This is a genomic window from Psychroflexus montanilacus (genome assembly GCF_020164535.1).
In the GTDB taxonomy this organism is placed as follows: domain Bacteria; phylum Bacteroidota; class Bacteroidia; order Flavobacteriales; family Flavobacteriaceae; genus Psychroflexus; species Psychroflexus montanilacus.
The window spans coordinates 345,460-361,733 of sequence record NZ_JAIQZC010000001.1 but is presented as its reverse complement, the minus strand read 5'-3'; the positions used below and the strand labels follow the sequence as shown (position 1 = coordinate 361,733).

17 protein-coding genes are annotated in these 16,274 nt (G+C 37.2%); 1 reads left to right on the top strand and 16 read right to left on the bottom strand.

Annotation, left to right across the window (positions count from 1 at the left end):
* Positions 1–6 precede the first annotated feature (6 nt).
* The 15 genes from LB454_RS01740 to LB454_RS01670 form a co-directional block, all read right to left on the bottom strand.
* On the bottom strand, positions 7–453 hold the full coding sequence (locus LB454_RS01740) for a PH domain-containing protein (RefSeq protein WP_224462587.1): 447 nt from the start codon (positions 451–453) through the stop codon (positions 7–9).
* A gap of 263 nt (positions 454–716) precedes the next feature.
* A complete protein-coding gene (locus tag LB454_RS01735) occupies positions 717–1,139 on the bottom strand; it encodes a hypothetical protein (protein ID WP_224462586.1) in 423 nt (140 codons plus the stop codon).
* Positions 1,140–1,559: 420 nt separating this feature from the next.
* A complete protein-coding gene (locus LB454_RS01730) occupies positions 1,560–2,633 on the bottom strand; it encodes an AOC03_06830 family ribosome hibernation factor (RefSeq protein ID WP_224462585.1) in 1,074 nt (357 codons plus the stop codon).
* A 320-nt stretch (positions 2,634–2,953) separates the two neighbouring features.
* The gene (locus tag LB454_RS01725) at positions 2,954–3,412 is read right to left on the bottom strand and encodes a DUF1905 domain-containing protein (protein ID WP_224462584.1); all 459 of its coding nucleotides are present in this window, start codon (positions 3,410–3,412) and stop codon (positions 2,954–2,956) included.
* An 81-nt stretch (positions 3,413–3,493) separates the two neighbouring features.
* Positions 3,494–4,138, bottom strand: coding sequence for a hypothetical protein (locus LB454_RS01720; RefSeq protein WP_224462583.1), 645 nt, complete (start codon positions 4,136–4,138; stop codon positions 3,494–3,496).
* 18 nt (positions 4,139–4,156) lie between these two features.
* Complete coding sequence (locus LB454_RS01715) at positions 4,157–4,522, bottom strand: cupin domain-containing protein (protein ID WP_224462582.1); 366 nt, start codon at positions 4,520–4,522, stop codon at positions 4,157–4,159.
* A gap of 25 nt (positions 4,523–4,547) precedes the next feature.
* Positions 4,548–5,540, bottom strand: a complete 993-nt coding sequence (locus LB454_RS01710) for a TlpA disulfide reductase family protein (RefSeq protein WP_224462581.1) — start codon at positions 5,538–5,540, stop codon at positions 4,548–4,550.
* Between the two features lie 89 nt (positions 5,541–5,629).
* On the bottom strand, positions 5,630–6,049 hold the full coding sequence (locus tag LB454_RS01705; protein ID WP_224462580.1) for a hypothetical protein: 420 nt from the start codon (positions 6,047–6,049) through the stop codon (positions 5,630–5,632).
* An 84-nt stretch (positions 6,050–6,133) separates the two neighbouring features.
* Positions 6,134–6,928, bottom strand: coding sequence for a cation transporter (locus tag LB454_RS01700; RefSeq protein ID WP_224462579.1), 795 nt, complete (start codon positions 6,926–6,928; stop codon positions 6,134–6,136).
* 47 nt (positions 6,929–6,975) lie between these two features.
* Positions 6,976–7,266: a DUF4235 domain-containing protein gene (locus LB454_RS01695; RefSeq protein ID WP_224462578.1), complete on the bottom strand. Its 291-nt coding sequence runs from the start codon at positions 7,264–7,266 to the stop codon at positions 6,976–6,978.
* Positions 7,267–7,450: 184 nt separating this feature from the next.
* Complete coding sequence (locus tag LB454_RS01690) at positions 7,451–8,500, bottom strand: DUF481 domain-containing protein (protein WP_224462577.1); 1,050 nt, start codon at positions 8,498–8,500, stop codon at positions 7,451–7,453.
* 51 nt (positions 8,501–8,551) lie between these two features.
* Positions 8,552–9,862 carry a metal-dependent hydrolase family protein gene (locus LB454_RS01685; protein ID WP_224462576.1) on the bottom strand — a complete coding sequence of 437 codons (1,311 nt, stop codon included), beginning with the start codon at positions 9,860–9,862 and terminating at the stop codon, positions 8,552–8,554.
* A 164-nt stretch (positions 9,863–10,026) separates the two neighbouring features.
* Positions 10,027–10,377, bottom strand: coding sequence for a hypothetical protein (locus LB454_RS01680; RefSeq protein ID WP_224462575.1), 351 nt, complete (start codon positions 10,375–10,377; stop codon positions 10,027–10,029).
* A gap of 245 nt (positions 10,378–10,622) precedes the next feature.
* A complete protein-coding gene (locus tag LB454_RS01675; protein WP_224462574.1) occupies positions 10,623–11,252 on the bottom strand; it encodes a hypothetical protein in 630 nt (209 codons plus the stop codon).
* A 70-nt stretch (positions 11,253–11,322) separates the two neighbouring features.
* On the bottom strand, positions 11,323–12,174 hold the full coding sequence (locus tag LB454_RS01670; protein ID WP_224462573.1) for a hypothetical protein: 852 nt from the start codon (positions 12,172–12,174) through the stop codon (positions 11,323–11,325).
* Between the two features lie 211 nt (positions 12,175–12,385).
* Between LB454_RS01670 and LB454_RS01665 the strand changes: the two genes are divergently transcribed.
* Positions 12,386–12,883 (top strand): DUF4494 domain-containing protein, encoded by a 498-nt coding sequence (locus LB454_RS01665; RefSeq protein WP_224462572.1) that lies wholly within the window; start codon positions 12,386–12,388, stop codon positions 12,881–12,883.
* A 245-nt stretch (positions 12,884–13,128) separates the two neighbouring features.
* Here LB454_RS01665 and LB454_RS01660 read toward each other — a convergent pair whose 3' ends face one another.
* Positions 13,129–16,272 carry a type I restriction endonuclease subunit R gene (locus tag LB454_RS01660; protein WP_224462571.1) on the bottom strand — a complete coding sequence of 1,048 codons (3,144 nt, stop codon included), beginning with the start codon at positions 16,270–16,272 and terminating at the stop codon, positions 13,129–13,131.
* Positions 16,273–16,274: the final 2 nt, after the last annotated feature.

Sequence of the window (16,274 nt, the reverse complement as noted above, 5' to 3'; positions counted from 1 at the left end):
TTGTGATTAAGTGTTGGTTAGGTTTCTTTTAAATTCCTTCATTGTAATATTTGCATTTAGTTGCAGTAGTTTTTCTATAAAAATTTCTTGATGTTCTGGTGTTATATAGATGTTTTGAAATGTTTTATAACTGATGAGTAAGCCAGACTTAGCTGTGGCTGGATGAGATCCAAAAAGGTATTTGTTTTGGAAGGTCAAACTGTGAATTCTGTCAATAGGGATGATGTCTTTACTAAATAAACTCATACAGATCAAGTTTCCGTCTTTAATTTCATATCTGGTTTTGAGATAGGTATAAAAAATAATATAATTAATGATCAAGACTGGTAAAAGTTGCCATGGGCTGAAATCTTCACTTTGGATGAAGTCGGTCACAAAGAATGCATTTAAAATTAGAGCTATGCTTAAGACTAGTAGTTTATAAAAAGTATCTTTTTTACTTTGAAATTTCATCGTGATTAAGGTTGAAAATCCATTTATATTAAATCGATATAAATATAGAAAATAAATTCTCAACTCATGCCGATTTCTAAACTAACTTCTTCGCTTATAACTTTACATTAGATCGGGAATACTTGGACTGCTAGGCTTTTGAAAAGTGTTTATAATTTTCAGAGTTGCTTTGGGTATTGTTTTTCTTAAGTTGATTATTAACCATAAAAAAAGTCTGGTAACTAAAAGTTAGATACCAGACTTTAATGAAATAAGTAATTTTCTTAATTACAATCGTAATCTATTTCAAAAATAAAATCTTTTGTACTTGATTTTGTGATTGCAGGATTAGATCTATGATCTGGCTTATAAGAAGCACCAGTTCCTAAATCAATACCAATTCCAAGAATCCCCCAAGCAAAAGCACTTAATATAAAATTACCAGTTCTAAAAGACTTATTGAATGTTTGTGTTTTCTTTTCACAACTGTCATCCTTTACTTCTACAACAAGCTCTCTGTTTCTTGGAAATAAATTGGTAGTTTGGCCCACACCCAATTTTTGACCGTCTACTGAAATTTCAGCGTTTGGATTGTCTTTTACAATGATGGTCCCATTGTATTTACTTCCTCCAAACATCACTCCGCAGCTATTAAGCGTAAGCGTTAAAGCAAAGAATACTAATAAAATTAGTGGTTTTTTAAGCATAATAAATTGTTTAGTTTTAAAGCCTACTTTCAGTAAATTATAGTCGCTGTTTCAGCAATTCCGACTTTTATATTAACGAGTGCATAAATATTACTTTTTCATAAAAGTATATTAAAGAAAATCTTCGATTAACGTTTTTATAACAATTGATTTAGCCCAATTTAATTCCAAAATATCTTTTGATAATTGTTAGTAATTTTAAAGCGTATCATAGCTTTTTTGTTGATTTCTACTGGTTCTCAACTTAAGGCCATATTCGCTCATAACTTTAAGAATAAAAACAGGTGAGTGGTGAAATTTTTAAATCACAAACAAATCAAAATAAAAAATTCACATCAAACAAAATCCCCTGCAAATCAGATTTGCAGGGGATTCATTATAAATCTAAATTCTAACGTTTAAAGGTCTCACATCTGTACTCTAATAGCGAGTCTTCGCCGCGATGCCGTGAAATTTTTCCAACTCTCCTTTGGGTAAGAAGACCACATCACCACCAAAATTGAGGTTGGCTTCTATCATTTCATCGTAAATATCATCAATTACGTCTTGCTTCCCTGCTTTTTCTACATCTACAAGGTGGATTTCCTGGTTTTTGATGATAGCTGGTTCAAAAAGCTCTTCTTCGATAAACAAAGTGTCTACGCGACCTTCGCCGATAGCTTTCCAGATGTCGCTCAAGTCACTTAGGAAATTGCCAGCACCTACAGCTTTGGACAAGTCTTCCTTTTTGGCTTTTCGCTGGGCTTCCATCTTTTCACTCACCAACGGCCAGGCTTCAGCTACGATGGCCTGTGCTTTTTCGTCTAGTCTGTTTTTGTTCAGGTAAGTGTCCAAAATGCTTTTTTTGTCATTTGCAATTTTGAGATATTCGTGGTAATTGGCTTCTTCAGTACAAATCAATACCGGGAGTGGATTGTCTTTCCTCACCTTGTTAAGCGCTTTGTCCACACGATTGAAAAACTCTGCAACCAACTGTGTTTGTCTTCCAGCATTGGCAAGTTCATCCTTAGTTGTAGAGTAGAGGCTGGTGTTTTCAAAAGGAAATTCCCCACCGATTTCCTCTACGACTTTATCATTAAAGGCTTCAATAAGTCTCACTTCTCGCTGACTCAACACCAAGACGTAATAATTGGTTTCTTTATGCAAAGCCCTCACCAGGTCGCGCGTGGCGAAAGAGGTATCAATAACCACCCGATCGGTAACTTCAATAGGCAATCTCAAAAATTCAGCTTTATGCTCATCTGCAAAAACAATCAAACTTTCAAGATTATGACTGTGATCAATTTGCTCCTCTATCTGGTCCAGGTGGTGAAGCACACTGCTAAGTTCTCGTTTATCGTAAGCTTCCAGAAGACGTTCTTTCGCCTCTTTTATGTGATTTTTAAGGACTTTGGGATCCTTATCATAATCAGGTTTTGTCCTGTGCGTATTCATGATGATACTCACACAATATTTTCCAGTTTCGTCCTTTAGTTGTTTTAGTTTTGCATCCATAAGTCACGTCTAGTTTTAAGTTAATTTCCATGATTTGGGATCAATAATTTTTTCTTTTATTTACCCAAATACATTTGTTTCTAAGATACAACAAGAGTTCTATTCAACTGTGAAAGAGCTTACTAAACCTCTGTTAAAGCAATCTAAAGACTGATCATTATCATTTTTTCTGATTTTGATACAGATAAATTTAATGCGTGGAATACCTTAGCTTAATGCAGCTACTTAACTAATGCTATTGCCGGGCTGTAAAGTTAAAAAGCTGAAGGTGTAGAGGTGGCTTGATTCCAAAAGTCACCAAATAGGCTGTAAGATAAGGATCAGGATAATTCAGAAATCACATGGTTGATTTCTTTGACTTGTTGATCTCCTGTAGGTATTGACTGGATGCGTTTTAGGATGGCCTGTTGTTCTTTGGCAGATAAGGCATCATATGCTTTCAAAACTCCAGCATCTTTAAAACACCTAATGATTTCAGATGGTGTAAGGAGAGGGTTAGCATAGTCATGAAGATGCAAGGTTACCTTTACCTCATCACCCCCTGTTTTTTGTAGAGCGTCGCGTATATCTTTGTTTATAGAAATCAGCTTATCCTTATTTTTTCTGGGCGCAAGGTTGATCTCCTCGATCACGTAGTCATCAATTTGTCCGGAAGCCTTCAGCGATCCCCACTTGCCTTGCAGGAGGGCGGTGTTTGGAATGACCAGATGATACGTCCAGGCTCCATTTCCTTTCTTGTAATTGATTTCTAGAAATTGATCTTTGATAAGTGTAATCACCGTGGTTTTATGTATTATCTATCCCTAAGTTTTATTTTAGATATTTAAATATCAGTTGTAGCTAAAATGATTGGTTTCATCTCAAAATTGAATACCTAAACTTAAGCCATAAGAACGAAAAGTAATACGGGAAGGATCATCATTAACATCTTCCAGAATACTTTCGTTGTATGTAAAATTATTAAAATCTCCAAAAATATTCAGGTTCATTACAAATCCATCCACACGGGTAACGGGAATCTGTAAACCAAGGCGAAGATTTGAAAAATTACTATCAATTTTATCATTCAGCGCAATGTTTCCAGCTAGCATAAAGTTGAGGTTAACGCTTTCATAGTCTACAAAGTGGTACCTCATAACTGCTCCAGCCTTTAAAGCCGTAATACTCTGTTGCACCTGGTGTTGAAAGCCACCCACCGCACCTAGTGTAAATTTCTTAAAGATAGGATAGCTATAACTGTACAATAGGCCGTAAGCTGCTTTGTTCTCCAGTTCGGTTTGCGCCCCAGATCTTATATTTCCAGCATCATTTAGAATTTTGTAATCGTATTCAGTTGAACTTGCGACTGCAAAAACCAGATCTAAATGTGAAAACCAGCGTTTTTCTAGGGGAACAGGATCTGTGTCTTTTGCCACAGCATTTCCTGCATTGACTAGGTCTAAGGCGTTTTGCGATTTTACTGAAAAGGAACAAATAAGAATTAAAATAAGAACAGTTTTTTGCATCGTAAAATTTTTCGGTATTTAAATTTGGTCAGGAGTTTTAATGGTCAACTCACTGTCCACAGTTCCAGTGTTCACGGTAGATTTTGGCTCAAATAATAAAACTTTAGCTTCACCAATAGCTGAGGGTTTATGCTGAATTCCCCGCGGAACTATGATAAATTCTCCTGCATGGACGACATGAGTTTTATCTTCGAGTTCCATTTTAATTTGACCTTCGATGACAAGAAATAATTCATCCTCATCTTCGTGCTGATGACTCACAAACTCGCCCTTAAATTTAGCTAGCTTAACCTGTTGTCCATTCAATTCTCCTACAACCTTGGGGGTCCAGAATTCTGAGAAGGAATCAAATTTTTCTTTTAGATTAATCGGTTTTAAGTTCAAATTAAAATTCTTTAATGGGTGAGATTCAATTTAAAAGTTCATTCAATTTATCATACAGGTTTTCACCACGTAAGTTTCTTTCGATGATTGTTCCTTCCGCATTGATTAAGAAATTATCTGGTATACCGTTGACGCCATAGATCAGTCCGGCCGAGTTGGCATCGCCTGTAAGTTCGGATACCTGCGGCCAGGGCAAATGGTCTTCTTCTATAGCATCCAGCCACTTTTTCTTGTCAGCATCGTGCGACACTGCAAAAATTTCAAAGCCTTTAGGATGAAATTTTTCATAGGTTTTAATGAGGTTTGGATGTTCCTTTCGGCAGGGCCCACAGTTGGATGCCCAAAATTCAAGTAAGATCAGTTTTTCATCTATATCCGATAGCTTTTTCAGGTTCCCCTCAGGATCTTCCATTTCAAAATCAATATACGAATCTCCAATGGCTGGATTTTGATTGAGCTCGATGTACTTTGCGATTTCCTTGCCGTATGAACTTTGCTTGATGTCCTCTGGAAAATTTTCAAACAGCTCCTGCGTGGTTTCTTTTCCCCAGGTTGTTGAATATACGGATAGGATGTAGGCACTATTAAGGCTGTTCGGATTGTTTTTTATAAACTCCTGCTGTATAGGCGCTCTTTTGCTTCTGTCGATAGGTTCTGTTTTCTTATCCAGTGCCTGGCTTAAATTTTCTTCTTTTGATCCTATAACCTGAGCACGGCTAAAATCTGTAGCAGAAGCATCAAACACCATCGGTCTATCTTCCAGCCATAAGAACCGGTATTGAGAAAAGTCCTTTTTGCTCAAGATGACCTGTAACGGAGCGTCTGTTAATTCGGTTTCAAATCTGAAAGTGTTGTCATTGACTGTGGCTGAATCTATCGGTTTATCTTCATGGATCAAGTACAAAGTACTTCCATCTTTTATGTCCTTTGTGGTGCCTTGAAGGGAAAACTTTTCTTGATTTTTGACATCACAGGAGATGAGGCTGACGAGAAAAATCCCGAACATAAAATGTTTCATAATAGGAGGGTATAGAATTCTTATCATTTAACTGAAAGTTTAAATATAACGGAATTCTATAACACCAACTTAAAATTTGGGTCTAATATTTACAAACCTTTGGCAGGTTGAAAATGCAATTTTAGATTGGACATTCCTGGAGGTGCGTCTTCTCCAAGATTTAAATTGATGACAAGGTCCTCTTTGGAGATGGATTTGATTTTAAATGTTACATCTCCGCTGGCATTAAGTTTTACTGTTTTTTCTTTCTCATCATAAAACCAGGTTCCTGTGTTTTCATCTTCGTTGAGACCTATTACTTCGTAGGTTCCATCCGTCTCAAACCTAAGATCGAAATCTATCGCTTCCGGGATTTGTTCAATTTTCATATCTCCCATTTGTGCAAACGCAATTTTCCATTGTTTACATAACAAGGATTCCAGTTTAGAGGGTTTTAGGGTGATGTCCTGTGCCACTAATGGAAGTTGATAACTTATGAGGAGTAAAAATGCAATGGCTACTTTTTTCATTGGAAGTGTTTAGAACTTAACTTTAATATATAGGATTTATTGCTTTTTGAGTACCATGAAATCGATAAAACTGACATTTAAAATTTATTTGCCAATTTTTAATATTCTAACAGCACCCTGAATAACAAGTCCAAAAACGATACTGCCAATAACCAAGTCTGGCGTACTGGAATCCAGCCAGTTGACTAGCAATCCTGCAGCGATTACTCCCAGATTAATAATGATGTCATTGGAGGTGAAAATCATGCTGGCCTGCATATGCGCTTCCTTCTTACTTTTAGATTTCTGAAGCAGGTATAAGCATACACCATTAGCAATCAATGCAAAAATCGATACCACAATCATGATATTGAAGTCTGGTAGAGTTTCACTCCCCAAAAAACGTCTTAGAACTTCTGCAAATCCAATTACTGCTAATACAATTTGAAAATACCCAGCAAGTCTGGCAATTCTTTTTTTCCTCGTCAGGCTTTTGCCAACGGCTAAAAGGCTAATCCCATAAACAAACGAATCCGCCAGCATATCGAGACTATCCGCTACCAGTCCCATCGATTTTGAAATTAATCCAGTCGCCATTTCAATGCCAAAAAAAGCAAAGTTGATGATCAAAACAGACCAGAGTAATTTTCTCTGCTGGGTTTGTTCTGTAAATTCAGTTTGCTGAGTTGCTTCCGTAGAAAGTTTTTGAGTGCCCAAGTTGAGTTGGAGGAGAGAGGCTTCTATTTCATCTGAGCTGCTTCTGTGAAAAACAGCTACTTTTCTGTTAGGAATGTCAAAATCCAGATGTTGAATGCCCTCCAGTTCCTCCAGTTTCATCCTGATGAGGTTTTCTTCGGATGGGCAATCCATTTTGGAGATTTCAAAAATTGATTTTTCCACGATTGATGCTATTCTATATATTTAACTCCAGTAAGGGTAAGTGAAACTTATTCCAGTGTTTTGGGTAAATCTCCACCCATCTTATCCCATTGCTTGGCAAGTTTATTTCGGGTTAAAAGTTTGATGCCAGTACTCACCAGGGCTAAACTTACAGAGAATAGAATAACTTCTTTGACACTTGCCCTGGATGAATACGGATTTTCTGGTGCAGGAGTTTGAGTGGTCTTTTCCCAGCCTTTCTTTACCAGCTCTTTTGCTACAAGGCTGATTCCAAATGCAGCAATAAGCTCTAAAATTTCAAATCTTTTAATGGTGAGTTGTTCGTTTTTATTGCTCATAATTCGTGTTTAATAAGTTAAGGCTTAGTTTTCTTCTCAACCTTCAGAAGTTATCGATCCCAACTGGATTTCTACTACTAAGATATAACTTTAAGCAATGTATTGTGAAACATAAATTGAGTTGTAAACAAATTCAGCCTAAAAGAAAGATCTACTGATGAAATATTCAAAAACAGATGAATGGCTACAGACTCCAGCCTAGTGTGGTTTGCAGGACATAATCTGTCTCCATACCACCCAGGACGGGTTGGTTGTCATAGTTTAAACTCACACCAAAATTGATAAAAAAGTCCAAAGGCAAATCGTATTTTATATCAAAGTTGAAGTCCGTTCTCCACCTGCCGGACTCCGTTAAGCTGGGATATACCACGACTCGGCTGAGCAGGCTTAAATCCCCGATGTTGTACAAATTGGCTTCTGTACCCAAGAAAGCTTCGGAACTTTCATTTTCCAGATCAACGCCTTGATTACTGAAGCGTTCCTTGTTGAAGGTGAGGCCAGCTTGAAGTCCCCAGTATAAGGTGTTGGTCTGGACCAGATACCTGCCTAAACCTGCTTTACTCACCGTCCTTAGGCTTATATTTTGAGCCGTGTTGGTAAGCCAGTTGACCTCACCCAGTAAAAACCATTTCTTTTTTAGAAAGTAATTGTAAACCAGATTAGCATCCAGTCTTTCGGTTGATGGTACGTCCGTTTGTGAGGAAATGATATGATTGTATCGCGTAGAAGCAGACCAGCGTTTCCCTCTGTATTCTATATTACTTCTTACGCTGTACTGGGATAAGTCATTGGCCTTGGTGAAATTATAGCCAAGGCTGAGTGACGCATTGAAATTTCTCCATACATCTGGCTGGATTTGTTTTAAAAAAACAATGTTGCGCATTGGTGATCTGGCTAAAGGCTTATTCTTGTCGAGCAGTTGGATCACTTCAGAGTTACCCTTAAGAATTGCTGTGTAGCGCTCACCAGACTGAAGTGTGATGACAAACTTTCCTGTTGTTTTAAGCTCTTCAATCTTATCCCATTTAATCTTTAGATCGGTATCGCTGTAGTCTGTTTTGACGGTTGCGACGTTCTGTCTCATTTCTTTGAGTTCACCAACGATGGTGTTTCCATTTTTTAGAACGATGGAATCTGTTTGTGCTATGGCAGAATTTTGAATACCTCCACAACCTATAAAGCAGGCGAGGATCCAGTACAGGGTGTTTTTAGAAATGTTAATGCTCCATCTCATTATCAAAAATCTGGGGAATCATTTGCGCGAGTAAAGAAGTTAGAACGTTATTCACAGCTTATTTTTGTAGACTTCCCCATTTTTCATAATGAAGAGGATATTCTCTTTATCCTTGAATACTTCCAAATTTTTGAGTGGGTTCCCATCAAGGATTAACAAATCGGCAAGTGCATCCTCTTCGATGACCCCTAGCTTTCCTGTATACGGACTTCTTTTACCAGACAAAGCCAGCAGGCTTGCGTTGGTGGAGGTGGCCATTTTTAAAATTTCAAAATTGTTGAACCAGCGCTTCATCTTGAGTAATTGTAAATTTGGCTGATCTGCTTTAGTCTTGTTGAATAGTACGTCGGTTCCATAGGCAATCTTCATATCGTATTTTTTGGCCAGAGCAAAGGCCTTATCGGTTCCCTGGTACATTTCCAGTTGCTTGGCGCGACTTTCTGGATTCAATCCGCCTGTGTTTCCTTCATCTACAAAGGGCTGTAAACTCCAGAAAATGTTGTTTTCTACCATTAGTTTTACAGTTTCCTCATCTACAAGCTGACCGTGGTCTATGCACTTGACACCCGCCTGAATAGCCTGTTGTATGGCGCGGGGTGTATACGCATGAACAGTCACATAAGTTCCCCAGTTTTCTGCAGCTTCTACAGCCGCTTCGATTTCTTTGACGGTATATTGAGTGACATCCAGCGGATCGTAAACCGAGGAAACGCCACCGCCAGCCATGAGTTTGATTTGGCTAGCGCCCTTCATGAGCTGTTCTCTGGTTTTGAGCCGCACAGCATCCGGACTGTCGGCTATGGCTGCTGCGTTAATTTGTTCACCATAAGACAAACCACGGCTGGGATCTGAGGGAATTTCATTGGGTAACCTAAAATCACCATGACCTCCTGTCTGGGATATGAATGCACCTGAAGGCCAGATTCTTGGTCCTTTGGTTATTCCTTTGTCTATGGCCTGTTTCAGTCCAAAAACGGGACCACCCAGATCTCTGATACTTGTATATCCATTCATCAATAAATTTTCAGCGTTTTTACCTGCCACCAGGTTAACAAAACCAATGTCTGCCGTTAATAAAACCACCTGTGACAAGCTGGAGAACATGGCGTGGTAATGAGCATCTATAAGGCCTGGCATCAAAAATTTGCCGGTACCGTCTATGGTGGTGGTTGTTTTTTTATCTACCGAGATAGATTTACCGGACACCTTAGTTATTTTACCATTGGTAATTAACACATGGCCTTTGGTTGTTTTTTCATCTTTTCCATTGAAGATTTCCACATTGGTAATCAACGTGTTTTGCTGAGCTACAAGACACTGGAGGCTAAAAAGGAAAACGCAAATAGTGAGAATGGATTTCATTATATAATTTTTAAGAAAAATACTGATTTTTTGGATATAAATTGAATTTTTTCAAAAAATAATGGAATGAGGACGGGTTTAGATTCAATACAATCTACAGAATTCTCAATACCTTTTTAATGCGATGTAGTTGATCTATGAAAGAGGGTCAGCCTACTTTAAGATCAGTTTTTTATAAGTTTTACCCTCAAACGTGCCGGTTCATAATTGCTGTTCAACATCTTATGGTATTTATGATAAAAGTCGCCCTCTTCAATAGCATTGATTTCGTTTTTCATCCAATTCACAATTTTATTTTTAAAAACAGAATTTTTCTCCGTTAGCATGTCCTGATTAAGTTGATCAAAAACCATAAAAGAGGAGTATACCATGGTATTGGTTTCACCCCCGGAAGTAACCACTTTATACGTTATGGAATCATTCCTAAACAAAGGAACATCATCCCAAATAAGCATGGGTTGTTGAGCTTGTGGTGGACGAATCACTTCATCCCACATCCCAAAGTTGATGTACATAGCCTCTGCTGTTTTAAATGAAGCATAGGTATGCTCGAAGTAAATGTCATTGAACTTGAGGGTATCCTTGTTGACTATGGATTTAAATTCATTTTCAAGTATTCTTAAATCCGGGCACGGGATTTGGCAGATCCGAAACAGATGTCTTTGTTTGAGTAGATGAGCAGGCTACTATGAGCAAAATCAATAAAAAGGGAAAAAAGGATTTCATATTTAAAGTAGATGGTAAGGATTTATATAAGGTATCAATGTTCGGTTTCAAAAGTTTCTAAAAATTGAGATCTGTTTTTCACCATATGCACCGGCTTTTTGGGAAATTTTAAGTCAGGATTGCGCGTTTGCCAGTACACTTTATAAAATTCATCATCCCGGGTTTTAACAATTTCAGCAATTAATTCCGAGAAGTATTTTTTAATAGCTTCTGTTTTTTTTGGATGCTTACCAAGGACGTCATTGCCTTCATGAAATACCATTAGCGAAGAATACATCATGTTCCAATCCTCCTCACCGCTGGATATGACTGTATATGCTGTTGAATCCCCAGGAATAAGTTTAAGATTGTTCCAAACCAGCAGTGGGCTATACTTATTTGATGGAACTATAAATTCGTCCCACTTACCGTGTTCGTGATAGATGGCCTCAGATAATTTGAAAGCCGTATTGGTGCACTCGTAACGTATTTCATTTAATAAAACGGTATCATTGTCAATGATGGATAAGAATTTATCATCAACAATTCTCTTAAAGCCTTTTTTGTTGTTGGAATAATTACAGCTTCTTGGGACTCCATCGTGAAAATAGATGCTACTTTCTTTTTTTGATGCACAAGAAAAACAAAGGATTAAAGTTAAATAGAGGAGGAGTGTTTGCTTCATATGGGATAAGGTTAGATCACAAACTTACATATAAATAATAAATAATGTATGATGACAGACTTAACTGCTCTTAGATCTGATCACTGGAATACTGGGGCAGGTTTTCTAAATCTTTTTTTACCTTATACTTCCATCCGTTAAGCTTGGAATAATTTTTACCAAAGTTGGTTTCCATTTCCAAATTAAATATATCAGTTTCGTATTTGGTATAAATTTCCAAATAGAGGCTCTCCGCAAATTTGATCCATTCCTTGGACGAAGTTATTCCAGCCTCATCAAAAGCTTTTCTCATCTCTCTGGCATAAACTTCCAACAGGTCAAATTTAATCTGGTTGTACTCCAATAAATTTTCGTCCTTTTTGAGGGGTTGAACGTAAGAGCAATCAAATATCAATTTGGGATTGATGATGACTTTTCTTTGATTATCTTTTGCTAAATCGTTGAATTGTGCATGAATATATCCACAAAATGAAGACGTAGGTTCTACCTTTGGGGCAGCTTTAAAGTAAGACCACTGCAAAGGATGTTGCTCACTCCAAATCAATTCGTTTTGGTAAGCTTCTATGTCATTTAATTTATAAATATCAAATTCAATGCGATGACAGGTAGACCAGTTATCTGGTACTTTATGATCCGTGATTTTTACAGCATTGCCTCCAAGACTTCGGGCTTTTTCTTTAGCCATAAATAGAATACGTTCATAAGTACAATCTAAAGCTAAGCCTCCATCGGTAATTTTAAAAGCGCCGATTTTAGCAGCGATATTGGAGGGATCTATGGTTTTTAATTCGTTGATATCCACTACAGTTTCGGTATTGGATAAGGGGCTGAGCGCTTGTTGTTCCGATCCTATCATTTTTAATTTTGGTGAGCAGCTAAAACTTAGGATTGACAACAGAAGGACAAAAGTTACTTTTTTCATAAGAAAGAATTAATAAGTCACAAACATACTATTATTTCTTTTTCAGATCATTGCTTTTTCCTAAACGCGAACTAGTAAGGAATATTGAATCGCTAATTCTTGATATCTAAATGCTTAGAAAAAGAAGTAAATAATTCTGAATATCTCGCTTATATTTTACTTCTCAGACCAGCTAAAAAGGATATTTTTGGCGCTCAAAAAAAATAATACTATGAGCGTAATTTGGTTTGAATGCAAGGTAAAATACAGAAAAACACAGGAAACTGGAGAACAGAAAATAACCACAGAGACGTATCTGCTGGATGCTGTGTCTTTTACCGAAGCCGAAGCGAGAATCAATGAAGAAATGAAAGCTTACACCAGTGAAGAATTTCGAATCATGAACATCAAGGTAGCCAATTTCAGTGAAGTGCATCCTTTTGAAAATTCTGATCGCTGGTTCAAATCGAAAGTTTCTCTGATAGCGCTTGATGAAGAAAGCGGTAAGGAGAAAAAGAGCAACATCTACTTGCTTGTCCAGGCCAATGATGTGAAAGAAGCTTTTGAACATACAAACACAGCCCTGGAAGATACGATGGGAGATTACACGATTCCTTCCATTACAGAATCTCCGATTCTGGATGTGTTTCCCTACTTTACCGGAGAAGAAGAGCAACTGGAAAAGTTTAACGTCATAGCATCAGCTGAAAAGGAGACAACAGAACATTAATGACTCATTTTGAAGGATTCAAACAAACGAGCAGCAAAACACTAAAGTTCTGCTGCTCGTTTATGTTGAAATGATTTTGGTGGGAGTTCTGGATAGGGGTTGATCTAAAAGGTTTTTTTCACCTCATTGGATTTGTGTTTTTTGTTATTAACTGCAAATCATTTTCTTGGACGTGCTGAGGTATAAAGTTGATCAAAACCTCCCATTAATAATTTGCATATTAAAATATATCTCATGAAGCCTAACTAGCCTCTAAACTTCTTATAATTCTCAGCTTGCTCAAAGATCTCCTGGTAAACTTCATCGCGCTCTACTGGTGGGTAGCCATGCTCATCCAGCATTAAAATAAGACCTACTTTCAGTGAGGATTTTATATCCTCACGCTTGCTCCAATCTGGAAATTGAGCTTGATTATCTACAAGTTTTTTTACTGACTTGGCTAGCTCAATTAGCTTTTCCTCTGGATAGGTAAAATCGTATTTGATGCATAGTTCATAGAGAATGTCATAAAATGCTTTCTCCTCTATCCCAATACCCAGTTCATTTCCAGTATTCATCTCTTCGTAGACACTCCAAATTAAATCAGTTAATTGATCTGCCATGTCCTCATAAACTTCACTTATCAAAACATCATTCTTGTCTCGATCATTATAGCGTGTAACTAGAGTTTCCATTTTTTTAGAAAAATCTACACCCTTGACTTTATTGACTTGTTTGATCTGGCCAATAGCTTTAGCCAATAATTTTTGAAGGATCTTAATCTTTGTGTTGGGTAATTTTATTTTATTGATTTTGTCTAAGTAATCTTCGTCAAAAATATTTTGTTCAGACACTCCATCTTCACCCATCTTAAAGATTTCTTCTATGCCCTGGCTTTGAAGTGCGTTGGTGATCATTTCTTTCACCTTTTTGTTCATTTGGGCGGTATCTGGTGCAGATCCTTTTGTCAGTTTTGCAATAATAGAACGAACTGCGAGGTAAAAATGGGTATAATCCCTTTGATCCTGGGTGAGCTTTTCACTTCCTGTACAAATGTCATAAGCAGCTTTAAGTCTTTTGACTAAAGCCATGAATCTGGTTTCTGTGTCTTTAGATTGCTGAATAAATTCAACTGCAAAATTCAAAGTATTCAACTGTGCTAATGAGGAACCACTGAAATAGGGCTGACTATCAAACTTGTGGAAGAGTTTACCCAGTAAGTCCAAATGATTCTTAACGACGATCAAGGATTGGTCTATATCTTCAAAGTTTTGAGCATCTGCATTAGAGAACATTGCTAAAGCAAGATTCATTTGATTTTTGATACCAATATAATCGACGACTAAGCCTTTATTCTTGCCTTTAAACCTTCTGTTAACTCTTGAGATGGTTTGTATCAAGCTGTGTTTCTGTATCGGCTTATCTATGTAAATCGTGTCTAAAAATGGCACATCAAAACCTGTTAGCCACATATCCACCACAATAGCAATCTTGAAATTCGATTTTTCATTTTTGAACTGCCTATCTAATTCTTTTTTATACTCTTTAGTGCCGAGCAGGTTATACATTTCTTCGGGATCATCCTGATTTCTTGTCATGATGAGCTTGACACGCTCCATCGGTTTGATTTCTTTCTTCTCTTTTTCGGTAAGCGTTGCCCCTTTTTCTGCTGACATCACCTCACCCCATTCGGGTCTTAATTCGAGTAAGTTGAGATAAAAATGATAAGCAATGTCTCTAGAACTGCTCACAAACATAGCTTTACCTTTCACTGTAGAACCTTCATTTACTCTCTTTTCATAGTGTTCTACAAAATCTTCGGCTAAAGCTTTTAGGCGATCTGGATCTCCTAAAATGGTATTCATATTAGCAGTTTGCTTTTTGCTCTTTTCAACCTGATACTCGTTAGCACCCTCTTCCTCGGCAACTTTATAGTAGTCTTCTATCTTGGCAAGTTCACTATTTTCTAAAGCAACTCTTGCAGCCCTGCCTTCATAAACAATTTTTACAGTGATTTCATCTTTGACTGATTCCGTCATAGTGTAGGCATCTACGACTTCTCCAAACACATCTAAAGTTGCATCTATTGGAGTGCCTGTAAAACCAACATAAGTTGCATTAGGGAGGGAGTCGTGAAGGTATTTAGCAAAGCCATAAGTTTTCTTGACTCCATATTGAGTGACTCTTATTTTCTGATCTAAATTAGTTTGACTTCTATGCGCTTCGTCTGAAATACAGATCACGTTATTGCGCTCTGTTAACAGCTCTAAATCCTCTGTAAACTTATGAATAGTAGTTAAGAATACACCGCCACTGGCTCTGTTCTGCAGTAATTCTCTCAGTTCTGCTCGACTTTCAACGCTTTGAATGTTATCATCCCCTATAAAGGTTTTGGCATTGGTAAACTGTCCTGAAAGCTGTTCATCTAAATCTGTTCGATCTGTGATTAAAACCAAGGTAGGATTCTCGAAAAAATCGCTTTTCATAAGCAGTCTTGCCAAATAAAGCATGGTGTAACTCTTTCCGCTTCCAGTAGCTCCGAAATAAGTTCCTCCCTTACCGTTACCCAAAGGTTTTTGTGCTTTTTTAATACTTGCGAAGAGTGATCTAACAGCGTAATACTGTGGATAACGACAAACAATTTTTTCGTCTCTTTTAGAAGAGTCTGGTATATAAACAAAGTTCTGAACAATGTCAATCAATCTTCGTTGATCTAGCATTCCCTGAACCAAAGAATGTAAACTATCTATCCCATCGACATCATTTGTGCTGGTGGAGATTCTTCGCCAGGCATAATAATACTCATAAGCAGCAAAGAAAGATCCAGATTTATTGTTAACTCCATCGCTTAAAACACAAAACGAATTGTACTTAAAAAGTTCTGGAATGTCTCTTTTATATCGAGTGGTTAGTTGTTTGTAAGCATCGTGAATAGTTGTATCTTCTTCTATGGCGGTCTTAAACTCAAACACAGCCAATGGAAATCCATTAACATAGATGATACCATCGGGAATACGCTTGTGATTCCCTGTGATTTCAAGTTGAGTAACAAATTTAAAGTGGTTGTTTTCTATGTTTTCAAAATCCACTAAGTAAATCCAAATGTCTTTTTGGCTTCTATCTTCTCTTTTTAAACTGAACCCATCAGATAAATACCTGGTGAATGTTTTGTTGCTTTCGTAAAGGTCTGAGCTTGGTAAAACTTTTAGCTCTCTTATAATGTGCTCAATCTCTTGTTGGGTTATGTTTTGAGCTTTGTATTTTTTGCTTAAAAACTCATGAATATCAGCTTCAATTAGAACTTCCTCTTCACTTCTGGAAATGCTCGACCCCAATACATGAGTATATCCCTGATGAGTTAACAATTCAGCAATGGCTTCTTCTAATTTTGCTTCAGTGAATTTTTTCATTT

Excerpts from the sequence above, each read along its gene's own strand:
- LB454_RS01695 (WP_224462578.1), bottom strand. The coding sequence starts at position 7,266 with ATGAGCAATAAAAACGAACAACTCACCATTAAAAGATTTGAAATTTTA.
- LB454_RS01740 (WP_224462587.1), bottom strand. The coding sequence starts at position 453 with ATGAAATTTCAAAGTAAAAAAGATACTTTTTATAAACTACTAGTCTTA.
- LB454_RS01685 (WP_224462576.1), bottom strand. The coding sequence starts at position 9,862 with ATGAAATCCATTCTCACTATTTGCGTTTTCCTTTTTAGCCTCCAGTGT.
- LB454_RS01705 (WP_224462580.1), bottom strand. The coding sequence starts at position 6,049 with ATGAAAAAAGTAGCCATTGCATTTTTACTCCTCATAAGTTATCAACTT.
- LB454_RS01730 (WP_224462585.1), bottom strand. The coding sequence starts at position 2,633 with ATGGATGCAAAACTAAAACAACTAAAGGACGAAACTGGAAAATATTGT.
- LB454_RS01690 (WP_224462577.1), bottom strand. The coding sequence starts at position 8,500 with ATGAGATGGAGCATTAACATTTCTAAAAACACCCTGTACTGGATCCTC.
- LB454_RS01665 (WP_224462572.1), top strand. The coding sequence starts at position 12,386 with ATGAGCGTAATTTGGTTTGAATGCAAGGTAAAATACAGAAAAACACAG.
- LB454_RS01720 (WP_224462583.1), bottom strand. The coding sequence starts at position 4,138 with ATGCAAAAAACTGTTCTTATTTTAATTCTTATTTGTTCCTTTTCAGTA.
- LB454_RS01735 (WP_224462586.1), bottom strand. The coding sequence starts at position 1,139 with ATGCTTAAAAAACCACTAATTTTATTAGTATTCTTTGCTTTAACGCTT.
- LB454_RS01710 (WP_224462581.1), bottom strand. The coding sequence starts at position 5,540 with ATGAAACATTTTATGTTCGGGATTTTTCTCGTCAGCCTCATCTCCTGT.
- LB454_RS01680 (WP_224462575.1), bottom strand. The coding sequence starts at position 10,377 with ATGTACATCAACTTTGGGATGTGGGATGAAGTGATTCGTCCACCACAA.
- LB454_RS01660 (WP_224462571.1), bottom strand. The coding sequence starts at position 16,272 with ATGAAAAAATTCACTGAAGCAAAATTAGAAGAAGCCATTGCTGAATTG.
- LB454_RS01675 (WP_224462574.1), bottom strand. The coding sequence starts at position 11,252 with ATGAAGCAAACACTCCTCCTCTATTTAACTTTAATCCTTTGTTTTTCT.
- LB454_RS01670 (WP_224462573.1), bottom strand. The coding sequence starts at position 12,174 with ATGAAAAAAGTAACTTTTGTCCTTCTGTTGTCAATCCTAAGTTTTAGC.